The 15,591-nt window shown below is 37.5% G+C and carries 14 protein-coding genes; 3 read left to right on the forward strand and 11 right to left on the reverse strand.

The window, feature by feature from the left end; translation table 11 throughout:
* Positions 1 to 355: 355 nt before the first annotated feature.
* The gene (locus ACQKNC_RS21140; RefSeq protein WP_427426690.1) at positions 356 to 1,249 is read right to left on the reverse strand and encodes a nucleotidyltransferase-like protein; all 894 of its coding nucleotides are present in this window, start codon (positions 1,247 to 1,249) and stop codon (positions 356 to 358) included.
* 356 nt (positions 1,250 to 1,605) lie between these two features.
* Here ACQKNC_RS21140 and ACQKNC_RS21145 point away from each other — a divergent pair, with 356 nt between their 5' ends.
* A complete protein-coding gene (locus ACQKNC_RS21145; protein WP_427426691.1) occupies positions 1,606 to 1,956 on the forward strand; it encodes a YgzB family protein in 351 nt (116 codons plus the stop codon).
* A 26-nt stretch (positions 1,957 to 1,982) separates the two neighbouring features.
* On the opposite strand, the gene perR is transcribed toward ACQKNC_RS21145, so the two are convergent.
* The 3 genes from perR to bcp form a co-directional block, all read right to left on the reverse strand.
* Positions 1,983 to 2,426 carry a peroxide-responsive transcriptional repressor PerR gene (gene perR, locus ACQKNC_RS21150; RefSeq protein WP_427426692.1) on the reverse strand — a complete coding sequence of 148 codons (444 nt, stop codon included), beginning with the start codon at positions 2,424 to 2,426 and terminating at the stop codon, positions 1,983 to 1,985.
* 116 nt (positions 2,427 to 2,542) lie between these two features.
* The gene (locus ACQKNC_RS21155; protein ID WP_427426693.1) at positions 2,543 to 3,487 is read right to left on the reverse strand and encodes a D-2-hydroxyacid dehydrogenase; all 945 of its coding nucleotides are present in this window, start codon (positions 3,485 to 3,487) and stop codon (positions 2,543 to 2,545) included.
* A complete protein-coding gene (gene bcp / locus ACQKNC_RS21160; RefSeq protein ID WP_427426694.1) occupies positions 3,487 to 3,960 on the reverse strand; it encodes a thioredoxin-dependent thiol peroxidase in 474 nt (157 codons plus the stop codon). Before bcp ends, ACQKNC_RS21155 begins: the two co-directional genes overlap by 1 nt.
* A 131-nt stretch (positions 3,961 to 4,091) precedes the next feature.
* On the opposite strand from bcp, the gene ACQKNC_RS21165 reads away from it, so the two are divergent.
* Both ACQKNC_RS21165 and ACQKNC_RS21170 read left to right on the forward strand, forming a co-directional pair.
* Positions 4,092 to 5,378, forward strand: coding sequence for a glutamate-1-semialdehyde 2,1-aminomutase (locus ACQKNC_RS21165; RefSeq protein WP_427426695.1), 1,287 nt, complete (start codon positions 4,092 to 4,094; stop codon positions 5,376 to 5,378).
* A gap of 231 nt (positions 5,379 to 5,609) precedes the next feature.
* On the forward strand, positions 5,610 to 6,698 hold the full coding sequence (locus tag ACQKNC_RS21170) for an FUSC family protein (protein ID WP_427426696.1): 1,089 nt from the start codon (positions 5,610 to 5,612) through the stop codon (positions 6,696 to 6,698).
* 175 nt (positions 6,699 to 6,873) lie between these two features.
* Here ACQKNC_RS21170 and nikC read toward each other — a convergent pair whose 3' ends face one another.
* From nikC to ntdP, 7 genes are all read right to left on the reverse strand, one after another.
* The gene (nikC, locus tag ACQKNC_RS21175) at positions 6,874 to 7,767 is read right to left on the reverse strand and encodes a nickel transporter permease (RefSeq protein ID WP_427426697.1); all 894 of its coding nucleotides are present in this window, start codon (positions 7,765 to 7,767) and stop codon (positions 6,874 to 6,876) included.
* Between the two features lie 15 nt (positions 7,768 to 7,782).
* On the reverse strand, positions 7,783 to 8,787 hold the full coding sequence (locus tag ACQKNC_RS21180; protein ID WP_427426698.1) for an ABC transporter permease: 1,005 nt from the start codon (positions 8,785 to 8,787) through the stop codon (positions 7,783 to 7,785).
* A gap of 244 nt (positions 8,788 to 9,031) precedes the next feature.
* Positions 9,032 to 10,648, reverse strand: coding sequence for an ABC transporter substrate-binding protein (locus ACQKNC_RS21185; protein ID WP_427426699.1), 1,617 nt, complete (start codon positions 10,646 to 10,648; stop codon positions 9,032 to 9,034).
* Between the two features lie 21 nt (positions 10,649 to 10,669).
* Positions 10,670 to 11,659, reverse strand: a complete 990-nt coding sequence (locus ACQKNC_RS21190) for an ABC transporter ATP-binding protein (protein WP_427426700.1) — start codon at positions 11,657 to 11,659, stop codon at positions 10,670 to 10,672.
* Positions 11,634 to 12,647: an ABC transporter ATP-binding protein gene (locus ACQKNC_RS21195; protein ID WP_427426701.1), complete on the reverse strand. Its 1,014-nt coding sequence runs from the start codon at positions 12,645 to 12,647 to the stop codon at positions 11,634 to 11,636. The genes ACQKNC_RS21190 and ACQKNC_RS21195 overlap by 26 nt, the downstream gene beginning before the upstream one ends.
* A gap of 315 nt (positions 12,648 to 12,962) precedes the next feature.
* Complete coding sequence (locus tag ACQKNC_RS21200; RefSeq protein ID WP_427426702.1) at positions 12,963 to 14,708, reverse strand: ABC transporter ATP-binding protein; 1,746 nt, start codon at positions 14,706 to 14,708, stop codon at positions 12,963 to 12,965.
* A 223-nt stretch (positions 14,709 to 14,931) separates the two neighbouring features.
* The gene (gene ntdP, locus ACQKNC_RS21205; RefSeq protein ID WP_427426703.1) at positions 14,932 to 15,480 is read right to left on the reverse strand and encodes a nucleoside tri-diphosphate phosphatase; all 549 of its coding nucleotides are present in this window, start codon (positions 15,478 to 15,480) and stop codon (positions 14,932 to 14,934) included.
* Positions 15,481 to 15,591 lie beyond the last annotated feature (111 nt).

The raw sequence follows: 15,591 nt of genomic DNA on the forward strand, positions 1-15,591 counted from the left end.
AACTCTCCATAAAAAGAAATTTGATTAGCTCAAATTGTTTTGCTGGCATCATGTTTGATGTCCAAAATTTTGTTTTTTCACTAACTCAAGGTTAGCTACTAAAAAATTTATTGATTACGTTTTGCTTGTTCAGTTTTCAAGGTTCATTTCGTCGCCGTTGTTTTTCAGCGACTTCTTTAGTCTAACATTTAACTCAGTTAGTGTCAATAACTTTTTCCAAAAGTTTTTTTCGCTCATTGAGTTTTTTCATTACGTCTTAGCGACAATTAATATAATACAATATCAATGAATTAAAAGTCAACAACTTTTCATAAAAAAATATCGAGGTATTTTTCATACCTCGATAACTAGCATACTACAGTCCTTGCTCCATTTCTAGAGCTTCTTTATTTACCTTATAATGACGGTGGAATATCATTTCATTTTTCGCAACGATAGGTTCTATTTGAATATAACCCTTGTCCACTAGAAATTCTACAAACACTTCTAAATCAACTGAGTAATTCATGAGCTCATCATGATCGTGTAATTCCTGAATCGTCCAAGTTTCTTTTGATTGCATTACTTCTAAAATATGTTGAGCGCCGTCTCGAGTACGTGAATGTATTAAAAACTCACTTGCTAAAAACAATAGCTCTAACCGTTTTTCTATCGGTTCATTACTTGTAACTAGCTCCTCGTATAATTTATAAATCGCTGGTTCTATTTTTTTTACCTGTGACCAAACAGTTACTTCAGGATAAAGTCCACTATCAATGATGGATAAACGTCCCAAATGATGTAACGAATCTACAACATGGTTATAAGCATCGAGATAACTACCCTTATCAAAGTATTCTTTCCCTTCTAAATAGCGTCGAATTAATTTTGAAAACTGAATGCCTGTTTTGATTTTTCGACCACTAAACGGAAACTCCTGTAATTCAATTTTTAATTTATGAAGAAATTCATTACGATCAAATAATACTCTACCAAAGAAAATCCAATCGACCACTTTTTTATTTGAACCAATTAGTAACCATTTTCGTATTATTTTCTCAGTAACAGTATGTAAGGCTACTTTATTTCCTTCATATAAGTAATGTTTCGTAAAGACTGGCTTTTCTGCTTCCTTTACAATAATAAGTAAGACTGTATCAAATGTATCTGTAACATTACTTTGTTCCTCGCGTTTTCCAACTAAAATAACGCCTAATGTATTCGACTGACTTGCACGTTCCTGGTATATCGGACGCAAAACTTGTTCCATTTTCAGTCCCCCTCTATTTACTTGTACCTTTTACCTTTCGCCGGCGGATGTCACGGATTGTTTATCTGTGCGGCAGCAACAAATGTTTACTGTGCGAAAGCGAAGCGACAGCAACAAATGTTTACTGTGCGAAAGCGAAGCGACAGCAACAAATGTTTACTGTGCGAAAGCGAAGCGACAGCAACAAATGTTTTCTGTGCGAAAGCGAAGCGACAGCAAAATTACGCCAAGGCGAAATTGATTTCGTTAAAATTTCGACATACTCTAAAAGTATTCCTTCTTTCCATGTTTTCAAAACTAAAATACTTTGTTCTTATATGTTATAGTAGATTTTAGATTGGGAGGCAAGATGATAAATGAAACCTTACAAAAGTAAAATTAATAAAATCCGTTCATTCGCATTAGCACTTATTTTTATCGGCTTTGTAGTTATGTATGGGGGAATCTTCTTTAAAAACAATCCTATTCTAGTTTTAATTTTCATGACCCTTGGTGTACTTTGTATTATCGGAAGTACAGTTGTTTATGCATGGATTGGACTGCTCTCAACAAAAGCTGTTCAAGTGGAATGCCCTAATTGCAATAAGCACACAAAAGTTTTAGGTCGTGTAGATATGTGTATGTACTGCAATGAACCATTAACGCTGGATCCAACTCTAGAAGGAAAAGAGTTCGACCAATCTTATAATAAGACAAAAAATTCCTAGCCCTCATATAAAGAGCTAGGATTTTTTTATTGTACTTTTGCAGATACATCTTTACACGATGGACAAGTGCCGTAAATTTCTAAACGATGCGAATGCACATCAAAGCCTGTTACTTGTGATGCAAAATGTTCAATTTCGTCGAGACCAGGATAATGGAAGTCGACTATTTTTCCACAGCACTCACAAATCATATGATAATGATCGTTTGTAACGAAATCAAAGCGACTAGAAGCATCACCAAATGTTAGTTCTTTCACTAGACCAACTTCACGGAATACGCGAAGGTTATTATAGACAGTCGCTACACTCATATTTGGGAATTTCCCTTCAAGTGCTTTATAAATTTCATCGGCAGTAGGATGTGCCATTGTTTGAATTAAATATTCCAAAATAGCATGACGCTGAGGAGTAATACGAACACCAGTTGTTTTTAACGTGTCAAGTGCATCCTGTAAATGCGTTGCAGACATCGTCATGCACCTCTTCCATAAAGATTCTTAATTTATAATAGTTATAATTAGTGTATCGAATTACTCTTACTTCTGTCAACAATCATACACATTTCAGTTTAATTAGGATCGACACTTCAATAACCTCTTGATAAATTCATAATATTTTCTACATCTATTTCACCACGTAACCACTTCTCTAAACTTGGTTTAAAGATCTCTAAGCTGCGTTCAACATAGCGAGATGAGTGACTTGAAATATGCGGAGACACAATGACATTCGGTAAAGTCCATAAAGGATGATTCTCAGCTAAAGGCTCTTGTTCAAATACATCTAAAACAGCATAACCAATTTCACCTGCTTGAATGGCATGGATTAAAACATTTTCTTCTACTAAGTTTCCACGACCAAAATTCATGAAAATGGCGTTATTTTTCATCGCTTTAAAATGTTCTTCTTTCAATAAATGCGTCGTCTCTTCTGTTTTGGGTAACACAGAAATGACAATATCAGCCTTAGGTAAAGCTTCGACTAGTTGATCAAAGCTCACCATCTCATTCATATATGCCGCTTCTTTCCCTGAACGGTTACAGCCAATTGTTACAACACCAAAAGCTTGCAATAAACGACCTACTTCCGAGCCAATAGCTCCAGGCCCTAAAATAAGTGCTGTACTATCCCGCAACTCGGTTTGTTTCGCTTTTTTGGACCATTCACTTTTCTTCTGCTGTTCATACACCCAAGGCAGTGCACGCTTAATCGCTAAAATATGGGCAAGCATTGATTCTGCCATTGGTGTTTTATGAATGCCACGCACATTCGAAACTAATATCCCTCGTTCAATAATGGCTTGAGCTGGCATCTTTTCGATCCCCGCTGAAGCTACAAAAATCCATTTAACATTTGTCGCATACTGAATATTTTCATCATTTAAATCTTCACCATATGTCACAAGCACATCCGCTTGTTGTAGCTCCTCGTTTGATAGACCATTTTCAAAAATAAAATCAACTTGTGGAAATTCTGCTACTAGTGGCTCACGTAAATCCGGTCTTGGTTCAAACGTAAAATAAATTCTCATTACTTAGCCTCCAATTCTGCTAAATATGTATATACTTCTTCAATATGATTTTTCACTCTTACTTTACGCCAAGCCTTTATCAGGTTTCCTTCTGTATCAATTAAAAACGTCGAACGTTCTATCCCCATATATTCACGTCCATACATTTTCTTCAGCACCCAGACTCCATACGCTTCTGCTACGGCATGATCCTCATCCACTAATAGCGAGAATGGTAACCCGTGCTTATCTATAAATTTGGTATGTTTTTTTGCATCGTCAGGACTAATGCCCAGTACAACTGCATTTAATTTACTAAAATCTTCATGCTTATCACGGAAGTCACAAGCCTCCGTCGTACAGCCTGGTGTCATATCTTTAGGATAAAAATATAAAATAACATTTTTTCCTTTGAAATCCGCTAACTTTACTATTTCTTCTTTTTCATTTATAAGGGAAAAATCAGGTGCTTTTTTACCTTCTATTAAAGCCATATCAATCTCCTCCTCTGTACGCTCTATTTTACTCTAAATAGCAAAACAAATCATATCTCTTAATTTCTTTGGATTTCTTGCACTGATAGGTCTACAATAGATGAAGTATAAAGATTTAGGAGGCAATATATATGAATCACACAAAATCTGAAGCAGTACACGCAGAAGCGCTACAGCATATCGTTGGTGGTGTAAATAGCCCTTCTCGTTCTTATAAAGCAGTTGGCGGAGGATCACCTGTTTCAATGGCTCGTGGGAAAGGTGCTTATTTTTGGGATGTTGATGGCAACCGTTATATCGACTATTTAGCAGCATACGGTCCAATCGTTACTGGTCACGGTCACCCACATATCGCAAAGGCTATTACACACGCAGCTGAAAATGGCACTTTGTTTGGGACTCCAACTGAATACGAGGTTACTTTTGCTAAAATGCTAAAAGAAGCAATCCCGTCTATGGATAAAGTACGCTTTAATAACTCTGGTACAGAAGCCGTAATGACAACAATTCGTGTTGCACGTGCATATACTGGCCGTACAAAAGTTATGAAATTCGCTGGCTGTTATCATGGTCACTTCGACTTAGTATTAGTAGCTGCTGGTTCTGGTCCAGCGACATTAGGTACTCCAGACTCAGCCGGTGTTACAACTGCTACAGCAGAGGAAGTAATTACTGTACCATTTAACAACCCTGAAGCATTTACAGAAGCAATGAATAAATGGGGCGATCAAATCGCAGCTATTTTAATCGAGCCTATCGTTGGGAACTTCGGTATTGTAGAGCCTAACCTTGGCTTCCTAGAATTAGTTCATGCCACAGCAAAGGAAAAAGGTGCATTAACTATTCACGATGAAGTTATTACTGCTTTCCGCTTCCATTATGGTGGTGCTCAAAACTTATTAGGCTTAACACCTGACCTAACTGCCCTTGGTAAAGTAATCGGCGGTGGTTTACCAATCGGTGCATATGGCGGTCGTAAAGAGGTTATGGATACAGTCGCTCCACTTGGACCTGCCTATCAAGCAGGCACAATGGCTGGAAACCCTGCATCTATGCAAGCTGGTATTGCCTGCCTAGAAGTATTACAAACTCCTGGTATTTATGATGAAATGGATCGTCTCGGAGGTATTTTAGAGGAAGGTATCTTAGCAGCAGCAAAAAAACATAATGTAACAATTACTGTTAATCGCCTTAAAGGTGCTCTTACAATTTACTTTACAGATGTGAAAGTAGAAAACTATGAGCAAGCTGAAAACTCAGACGGTGAAATCTTTGGTCGCTTCTTTAAATTAATGCTTGCACAAGGCATTAATTTAGCGCCATCAAAATATGAAGCATGGTTCTTAACTACAGAGCATACAGAAGCTGATATTCTTGAAACAATTAAAGCAGTAAATCATGCATTTTCTAAATTGTAATTATGGAATCGCATAAGAAATGAATGTTCAACAGTTATTTAAATTAGCGACAACTATAAATTATTAAGGCGGCTCTCCTAAGAGTCGTCTTTTTCATTTAAATGACATACAAATCTATGTATTTTATGAACACTTCCTTCTATAATGTAAAGAAGCATTAATTATGTCTCGGCATAATTGTGTCTCACAGAAAGAAGTTAAAATTTTAGACAGAAAGGACATCCATTTTCTATGAAATTAGGTGCCCGTGTATTTAAAACTGGTGTGGCCATCGTGTTTGCACTATTTATTGCTGAGCTGCTAGAGCTGCCTTCACCTGTTTTTGCAGGAATTGCAGCAATCTTTGCGATTCAGCCATCTATTTATCGCTCCTATCAAACAATTGTTGAGCAAGTACAAGCCAATATTATAGGAGCTACCATTGCAGTCATTTTTGGCTTGCTATTTAGTCACCATGTAGTAGCAATTGGCATTGCAGTCATTGTTGCTATCGGTATCATGTTGAAATTTAAACTTGAAAGGTCATTGTCTCTAGCACTTGTTACAGTTGTAGCTATTATGGAGTTTCAAGGAGACGACTTTCTTACATTTGGTCTTATTCGCTTTATTACAATATTAGTTGGGGTGTTAGCAGCATTTGTTGTTAACCTAGTCTTCCTTCCACCAAAATATGAAGTAAAGCTTTTCCGTAAGATTTACTTTTTACAGGATGATATTATTCGATGGACGCGACTTGCTGTTCGTCAGGCATCTGAGCATACTTCTACAAAAGAAGCATTAAGCAAATTTAAGGCTCGTATGCAACGAGTTGATACACTGTATGATTTTTATAAGGAAGAGCGTAATTACTTAAAAAATAAAAAGTTTGTAAAAGCACGTAAGCTAGTTGTTTATCGTCAAATGATCACCACGTCAAAGAAAAGTTTAGAGCTTCTTCATCGCCTTCATAATCATGAAAACGAATTAGCACAGCTACCGACGCAATTTCATTTAATGATTCAAGAACGGCTTGATTTCCTGCTAACTTACCATGAGCAACTACTGTTAAAATATACAGGAAAATTAAAGCCCGAACATTCAGAGTGGAGTAAAAACATCGATTATGTTCAACGTAACGAGTTAATGGAAATATTCATTAAGCAGATCAGTTTTGCGCATGAGGAAGGCGATACAGAGTTCTCAAGCTATCACTTGCTTTATATTTTATCGCGTATTTTAGATTACGAAGAAAACCTAGAGCATTTAGATACGCTCATCGTGTCGTATCAGACTCATCATGGTCAAGAAATTAATGTAGAATTTGAAGAGGAATTTATTTAACTTCTTTCAGCAATTATTTTCTGTAGCGAAAGCGCATCTCCGGCGGATGTCACGGAATAGGAAAGGAGTTCTTTGTGCTAGCACAAAGTCGATACCGGACGCAATTATGCCGAGGCATAATTGATTAGCAAAAGAGCGAAGGGTTGGCCATATATCCACCCCTTCGCCTTTTTTATTAGCTTTTCATTTTCGGATCAAGCGCATCACGTAAACCGTCCCCCATTAGATTAAAACCAAGAACCGTTAACATAATAGCTAAACCTGGGAAAATCATCGTCCACGGAGCTTTTAATAAATAGATACGGGAATCCGCTAGCATTTTACCCCATTCTGGCGCTGGTGCTTGAGCTCCTAATCCAAGGAAGCCTAATGCCGCCGCTTCAATTATCGCTGTCGCTATCGCTAGCGTTCCTTGTACGATGATTGGCGTCATCGAGTTTGGTAAAATATGCGAGAACAAAATTCGTGAATCACGCATTCCGATGGCCTTTGCCGCTACGATATACTCCTCTTCCTTTACACTCAATACTTTCGAACGAATTAGGCGCCCGAAATTCGGCACGTTAATAATGGCAATGGCAATCAATGCATTTTGTAAAGATGGTCCAAGTACTGCTACTACCGCAATCGCTAGTAAAATGCTAGGGAATGCTAACAAAATATCGAAAATACGCGAGATTATCGTATCAATCCATCTTCCATAATAACCCGCAATAATGCCAAGGAAACTACCTACAATTACAGAAAGAATAACCGAAAAAAAACCTACCTTCAAAGAAATACTAGCTCCATGTATAACTCTAGAGAAAATATCCCGACCAAAGTCATCCGTGCCAAACCAATGCTCACTTGACGGTGCTAATAAACGCTGCGAAAAATTTTGTTCATTAATTCCTTCAGGAGCAATCATCGGGCCAACTATAGCAAGTATAATAAATAATAGTACAATACCTGCACCTATGAGGGCGATTTTGCTCTTTTTAAAGCTACGCCAGCCTTCTCTCCAAGGACCTGCCGCTCGTTCACGACTTGGAGCTACTTCTGTTTTTATATCTATCGCTTCAGTCATTATCGCTTCCCTCCTCTATTTGTATTTAATCCGTGGATCGATCACCGTATACAGTAAGTCCACAATTAAGTTAATCATAATAAAAATAAAAGCAATTATTAAAATACCTGATTGAATAACAGGATAGTCTCGGAAGCCAATGGCATCATAAATATAACGACCAATTCCAGGCCAACTGAAAATTGTCTCTGTTAATATGGCACCACCTAGCAGTAACCCTGTTTGCAAACCGATTACTGTTAACACTGGAATAACTGCATTTTTTAATGCATGCTTATAAACAACAATAAACATTTTCTGTCCCTTTGCTCTAGCGGTACGTACATAGTCAGAGCGCATTACTTCAAGCATAGACGACCTAGTCATTCTTGCAATAATCGCCATTGGAATTGTCGCAAGAGCTATACCCGGTAATACTAATCTCTTTAATACTTCAGTAAACTGATCAAAGCGGCCTTGTATTAACGTATCCAGTAAATAAAAATGAGTAATGGCGGTTATTGGATCTCGCACATTTTCTCGCCCAGATGTCGGGAACCAGCCGAGCTGATTACTAAAAGCCCATTGTTCCATTAAACCGAGCCAGAAGACTGGTACAGACACCCCAATTAAAGCAACTACCATTGCCACATAGTCGAACCAAGAATTTTGGAACCATGCAGAAATAATACCTGCATTTACGCCAACTATCACTGCGATAATCATTGCAAATAGTGCTAGTTCAGCTGTTGCCGCTAAATACGGGAAAATTTCCTCTGATACAGGTAATTTAGTACGCAATGACACTCCTAAATCCCCCTGAAAAACGCCACCTAAATAACTAAAATATTGTGTATACCATGGCTTATTTAATCCTAAACTTGCGTTTAACGCTTCGACCGCTTCTTTCGTTGCCTGCTGTCCTAAAATTACTTGTGCTGGATTACCAGGGATTGAACGAATTAACATGAAGACGATAAAAGTCATTCCAAGCAAAACTGGGATTAATTGAAACAAACGTCTTCCCATATAGTGAAGCATCTTCTTCACCCCTCTGTTATTTTCATAAAATACTTTTTCATCAAAAGCATTGAAGTCTCATCGCATACTGTAGAAAGGGTCAGCTTTCACCAAACAGTTTAGATGATTGGTCTTTCATACAGAAAAAAATACATCTACCTTGTAAAAAGAATCCGCTAGATTTCTACGACTTACCCGCAGAAAGCAAGCAGATTCTTTAAAATTCCATCTTAAATTAAAACTTGTAAGGATAACCCTTTTACGCCTACTTCGTATCTACATTAGCTAAACGGTCAGAACCTGTTGGATGTGCAATATAGTTTGTAACTTTAGTGTTAGCAGCTAAAATTGGAGTAGAGTGAGCAAGTGGAACCCATGGCGCATCTTTAGAGATGATCTCTTGTGCTTGCTTGTAAAATTCATTACGCTTGTCCTCATTAATTTCAGTTTGTGCAGCCACTAAAAGTTTGTGTAATTCTTTATTATCATAGAATGTATAGTTGTTGGAACCAATGTTATCCCCATCTAATAAAGTATAAAGGAAGTTATCAGCATCTCCGTTATCACCTGTCCAACCAAGTAAGAACGCATCTGCTTCACCATTTTGAGCTTTTTCTAAATACGTAGCCCATTCAAAAGATACAATTTCAGATTTGATTCCAACATCATCTAAATTCTTTTGGATCGCTTCTGCAATTTTTTTGCCATCTGGCATATACGGACGTGGCACAGGCATAGCCCATAGTTGAATTTTTTTACCATCATAGCCTGCCTCAGCTAATAATGCTTTAGCTTTTTCCGGATCATATTCATAGCCTTTAATGTCATCGTTGTAGCCTGAAATTACTGGAGGCATAGGATTTTTCGCTGGCTCCGCTAAGCCTTCATAAAATGCATCTACTAATGCTTGTTTATCGATTGCATAATTTACTGCTTGACGAACTTTTACATTATCAAATGGTGGTCGTGTTACCGTTAATCCAAGATAACCAACATTCATAGATGGACGTTCGATTAATTGTAATTTTGAGTTTGATTCAATGGAAGCTTTATCAGATGGACTTAAGCCATCCGCTACATCAACTTCACCGCTAGTTAATGCATTTAAGCGTGTAGAGTTTTCTGGAATTGATTTATAAATTACTTTATCTAATTTCGGTAAACCATCAATATAATAATCTGGATTTTTCTCAATAGTAATTGCATCATTACGTACCCAGCTCACAAATTTGAATGGGCCTGTACCTACTGGATTTGTAGATAAGCCTTCTTCATTTGCTTCAAAAGCTTTTGGAGAAGCAATTGCAAAAGGAGACATCGCTAAATTTTTTAGGAATGGTGCCTGTGGCTGGCTAAGCTTGAATACAACAGTATAATCATCTTTAGCAGTTACTGATTCAATCACTTGCTTGTCACCTACTACAAATTGGGAGCTGTAATAAGGGTGTTTATCAGCACCAGATTTCCAGCGTTCGAAATTTTTAACAACTGCTTCTGCATTGAAATCAGTGCCATCATGGAACTTTACACCTTCTTGTAACTTGAATGTGTATGTTAAACCATCTTCTGACGGCTCCCATGATTTCGCTAAACCTGGTTGAATTGTTACATCTCGCTCACCGAAATTAACCAGTGTTTCATATATATTTGCTGTAACCGTGAATGATTCACCATCAGTTACAACTGCAGGGTCTAGTGCTACTGAATCGCCACCACGACCATATACTAATGTTTTTGGTCCGCCACTGCTAGCTGTATCGCCACCACTTGAAGTATCTTTACTACCCGCATCCTTAGTATCTGAGCCACCACAAGCGGCTAAGATTGTCGAAAGAACAAGGATAAGCATTACACCCAAAGTCCAAAGCTTCTTTTTCTTCATTGAATTTCCCCCTAAGTTTTTTTATATCATTGAATGTTGGATTGCATCATATAGATGGCAAGCAACATAATGACCCGGTTTCACTTCTTGCATTTTCGGAACTACTTGAGAACATTCTTCTTTTTTAAATGGACATCTCGTATGGAAAGTGCACCCTCTTGGCGGATTAGAAGCACTTGGAATATCTCCAGAAATAATGAGCTGTTCACGTTCAAACGCAGGATCTGGAACAGGTACCGAGGATAGCAGTGCCTGTGTATACGGGTGAAGTGGCTCAGCATATAATTCCTCGCTTGCTGTTAACTCCACTAATTTCCCTAAATACATCACACCTACACGATTACTAATATGGCGTACAACCCCTAAATCGTGGGAGATAAAAATATAAGTTAGCTTTAATTCCTTTTGTAGGTTTTGCAATAAATTCAAAACTTGAGCCTGTATTGACACATCAAGTGCAGAGACAGGCTCGTCGGCAATAATTAAACGCGGATTCGTCATCAGAGCACGAGCAATACCGATACGCTGTCTTTGGCCACCACTAAATTGATGCGGGTAACGTTTCACATGATATTCATTTAACCCAACAATTTCGAGAAGCTCCAAGACCTTCTGTTTCCGTTCCTTTGCATTGCCCATTCCATGAACAGTAAGAGGCTCCTCCAATATTTTTCCAATATTATGCCTAGGATTAAGAGAGGCATAAGGATCTTGGAAAATCATTTGAATATCTCTACGGGCTTTGCGCATTTCGTTGTTCGATAATTCCGAAATCATTTTACCTGCGAATTCAATTTTTCCCTCTGTTGGTTCAAGCAATCTCATTAAAAGTCGACCAGTCGTTGATTTCCCACATCCAGACTCACCTACAATGCCTAATGTTTCTCCTTCAAAAACTTCAAAGGAAACATCATCTACTGCCTTTACGTCTCCAACCTGTGTATTTAAGACACCCTTCCGAATGGGGAAATATTTTTTCAAACCATCAACTTTCAACAACACTTTCGACATGTTGCTCCACCTCCTGTTTCTCTAGTAAAAAACATCTCGATTTATGCTGCTCTGCTGCTTCATATAAAGGTGGTGTTTCTTGTACACAGCGGTCCATTGCAAATTCGCAACGCGCTGCAAAACGACATCCTGCCTGAATACTTCCTGGCTTTGGTACACTGCCTGGTATTGAGTATAGGTTGTCCTTTTTATAACGCATATCTGGTACAGATTTAATAAGTCCCTGTGTATAAGGATGCTTCGGATTAGCGAATATCTCCTGAATAGGTGCCTCTTCTACAATTTGACCTGCATACATCACAATAACCCGCTCGCATGTTTCTGCTACAACGCCTAAATCATGTGTAATTAATAAAACAGCTGTATTTAAACGTTTATTTAAATCTTTCATAAGCTGCAAGATTTGAGCTTGAATTGTAACATCTAGTGCAGTAGTCGGCTCATCAGCAATCAATACCTTCGGATCACAGACAAGCGCCATTGCAATCATGACCCGTTGTCGCATTCCCCCAGATAGCTGATGTGGATAATCTTTTAATAATTCCTCTGCACGTGGCAAACCTACAAGTTTCATAATTTCAATTGCCCTTGCAAAGGCTTCTTTTTTCGACCATTTTGGATTATGAATTAAAATCGCTTCTTTTAGCTGATCCCCAATTGTAAACAAAGGATTTAAGGATGTCATAGGCTCCTGAAAAATCATCGCCACATCTTTTCCACGAATTTTCTGCATTTGTTTATCAGATAATGTTACGAGATTTTTGCCATCTAATAGTATTTCTCCACCAGTTATTTTTCCTGGTGGTGACGGTATTAATCCCATAATGGACAGTGATGTAACACTTTTTCCACTTCCCGATTCCCCTACAATCCCTAATATTTCCCCCTTATGAACAGAAAAGTCGATATCATCTACGGCAGGAATTTGTCCATCATCTGTAAAAAAGGTTGTCTTTAAACCCTTTATTTCTAGCAGCTTTTTTCTCATGATTAATCGCTCCATCCCACCCATATTTTTATTTAGTTGAAATAACTATCACTCAATTCTCTATTTTCAGATAATTCTAACCAATAAACCTCTCTCTTTCAATCATTATTATTCTGCAATTAACATAGATTTTCTACATCGTTCGAGTTTCATACTAATAATGTCTTATTAATTGATAATATTATATAAATAAGATAAAAAAATAGCCTTCCATTTATGTTAAACGGAAGGCTATTTATAGATTATTCATCACCAAAAGATGGGGATGACATGATGCTTTCGCTATTTATTGCCTCGAAGCGCCTTTAGGGTAAATCAACCTAAATGTTGCACCTGGAATAAATTAAAGTAAGTCCCCTCTTTTTGCATTAATTGCTCGTGCGTACCACTTTCAATTAATTGTCCATGATCGATAACAATAATTTTATCTGCATGTGTAATCGTAGAAAGTCGGTGAGCAATTATAATGGTCGTACGTTCATGTGCAAGTACATCCAATGATTCTTGAATAAGAGCCTCGCTTTCTAAATCCAATGCAGAGGTTGCTTCATCTAGTATTAAAATAGGAGGATTTTTTAAAAATACACGAGCGATCGCTACTCGCTGCTTTTGTCCACCTGATAACTTTACACCGCGCTCCCCAACCTTTGTGTCATAACCATTTGGTAAGCTCATAATAAAATCATGTGCATTTGCTGCTTTTGCCGCAGCTATGACCTCTTCATCAGAAGCATCTGGCTTGCCCATTAAAATATTCTCTTTTACGGAATCACTGAACAAGATATTATCCTGTAGGACGATTCCAATTTGTGAGCGTAAAGAATGTAATGTTACGTCTCGAACATCATATCCATCAATACACACCGCTCCACTAGTAGTGTCATAAAAGCGAGGAATCAAACTAATAATAGTTGATTTTCCTCCACCACTCATTCCTACAAATGCAACCGTCTCTCCAGGGTTAATCGTGAAATTGATGTTGTTTAAAATTTGTGAGCCATCTTCTTCATATTGAAAGTTCACATTGTTAAAGCGGACTTCACCCTTTACTCGAGGTAGTTCTACCGCATTAGCCTTGTCTTTTATTTCATAAGGTTCGTCTATTAATTCAAACATTCGATCCATTGATGCAAATGATTGTGTTAACATCGTTGATGAACTTACAAGACGACGAAGTGGACCATAAAGTCGTTCGATATAGGCAATAAAGGCCACCATTGTCCCAACAGAAAGAGGACCATTAATAACCTGATAACCTGCATAAGCAATTACTAGGAGAGGTGCTACATCCGTGATTGTATTCACCACTGCAAAGGATTTAGCATTCCATTTCGTATGATCTAGTGCCTTTTCTAAAAATTCTCCATTTGCTTCATCAAATAATTTTTGCTCATGCTTTTCTAGCGTGAAGCTTTTAATAATGCTCATTCCAGCTACACGTTCATGTAAATAACTTTGCACACCTGCAAGTGCTTGTGATCGTTTACGTGTTAAAGATCGAAGTTTACCAAAGAAGTACTTCACACTAAAAGCATAGAATGGGAACGCAACTAATGCTACTAGCGTAAGCTTAACATCCATAGCAAACATAATACCAATAGCAATAACAATTGTCGCAAGGTCGAGCCAAACATTCATTAAGCCTGTCATGATAAAGTTTTTTGTTTGTTCCACATCATTAATCACTCTTGAAATAACATCGCCAGCTCTTGTGTTTGCATAGTATCTTAAACTAAGGCGCTGTAAATGTGCATATATTTGTTGTCGAATATCGAAAAGCACCTTGTTACTAACATGTTGAGCAAAATATTGACGGTAATACTCAATCGGTGGTCGAATAATAAAGAATACAATAATCGTACCACCTAACCAATAAAACAGTTCTTTTGTCTTCTCAGCATCCGTTAGACTATCTGCAGCGATAATATCATCTAACACAATTTTTATGAGTAATGGAATAAATAACGGAATCGCAAATTTCACTATACCAATTATAATCGTTAAAATAATTTCCCAAGTATATGGTTTTACAAATCTCATATAACGCTTTATACTACCCAATTTATTATCACATCCTCTTATTTAAAAGCCTCGCTCTTATGTACATTAAGCAAATACACCACTTTGCACAAAAAAGAAACAGACATCCACAAACTGAATGCCCAAACGTATTATAGCAATATTTCGTTCAAAGTACAGTTAATTCAGCTTTAACACTAACTATTTTGCAATTAGATTATTTAAGACATAAAAAAACACCCATTAGTAAAACTAATAGGTGCAACTAACAATCATCTGCTTGCATATCGAGCTGAAACTTATAGCGACTTGTCCAGGCATCGATGAAATCAGGTGCAAAAGGTCCTCTTTTTTGTTGAATCCAGCTAATTAATTTATCGACATTACGCTTTAAAATTTTATCTATGACATCTGGATAAGACATTTCCTTACTATGTAGCTCATATTCATCCTCATCTAAGAGTGAATAAGACATATCAGGGAAAACTTTAATGTCTAAATCATAGTCAATATATTTAATGGCATTATTATCGAAAACAAATGGTGAGCTTAGATTACAATAATAATACACACCGTCCTCACGTAGCATACAAATGATATTAAACCAGTGCTCCGCATGGAAATAACAAATAGAAGGCTCTCTCGTTAGCCACGTTCGACCATCGGATTCTGTCACAAGTGTCCGTTCATTCGCACCGATAATGATATTTTTCGTTCCTTTTAAAACCATTGTTTCTTGCCAAACACGGTGGATACGGCCATTGTGCTTATAACTATGTATTTGTATCGTTTCTCCTTCTACCGGTATTGCCATTTTTGAAGCCCACCTTTTCGTCTATGCTACCTAAATCTAGCAGTCTCTAGTATATTATAGCAATGTGTACGCGAAAGGTGTAGTTAGAAAACCACAAATTTCCCTGCACTC

Source organism: Lysinibacillus sp. NPDC094177 (assembly GCF_050279145.1).
Classification (GTDB): Bacteria; Bacillota; Bacilli; order Bacillales_A; family Planococcaceae; genus Lysinibacillus.

Coding starts and splice junctions, on each gene's coding strand:
- ACQKNC_RS21170 (WP_427426696.1), top strand. CDS start 5,610: ATGAAATTAGGTGCCCGTGTATTTAAAACTGGTGTGGCCATCGTGTTT.
- ACQKNC_RS21190 (WP_427426700.1), bottom strand. CDS start 11,659: ATGTCGAAAGTGTTGTTGAAAGTTGATGGTTTGAAAAAATATTTCCCC.
- bcp (WP_427426694.1), bottom strand. CDS start 3,960: ATGGCTTTAATAGAAGGTAAAAAAGCACCTGATTTTTCCCTTATAAAT.
- perR (WP_427426692.1), bottom strand. CDS start 2,426: ATGTCTGCAACGCATTTACAGGATGCACTTGACACGTTAAAAACAACT.
- ACQKNC_RS21195 (WP_427426701.1), bottom strand. CDS start 12,647: ATGAGAAAAAAGCTGCTAGAAATAAAGGGTTTAAAGACAACCTTTTTT.
- ACQKNC_RS21145 (WP_427426691.1), top strand. CDS start 1,606: ATGAAACCTTACAAAAGTAAAATTAATAAAATCCGTTCATTCGCATTA.
- ACQKNC_RS21165 (WP_427426695.1), top strand. CDS start 4,092: ATGAATCACACAAAATCTGAAGCAGTACACGCAGAAGCGCTACAGCAT.
- ntdP (WP_427426703.1), bottom strand. CDS start 15,480: ATGGCAATACCGGTAGAAGGAGAAACGATACAAATACATAGTTATAAG.
- ACQKNC_RS21140 (WP_427426690.1), bottom strand. CDS start 1,249: ATGGAACAAGTTTTGCGTCCGATATACCAGGAACGTGCAAGTCAGTCG.
- ACQKNC_RS21155 (WP_427426693.1), bottom strand. CDS start 3,487: ATGAGAATTTATTTTACGTTTGAACCAAGACCGGATTTACGTGAGCCA.
- ACQKNC_RS21185 (WP_427426699.1), bottom strand. CDS start 10,648: ATGAAGAAAAAGAAGCTTTGGACTTTGGGTGTAATGCTTATCCTTGTT.
- nikC (WP_427426697.1), bottom strand. CDS start 7,767: ATGACTGAAGCGATAGATATAAAAACAGAAGTAGCTCCAAGTCGTGAA.
- ACQKNC_RS21180 (WP_427426698.1), bottom strand. CDS start 8,787: ATGCTTCACTATATGGGAAGACGTTTGTTTCAATTAATCCCAGTTTTG.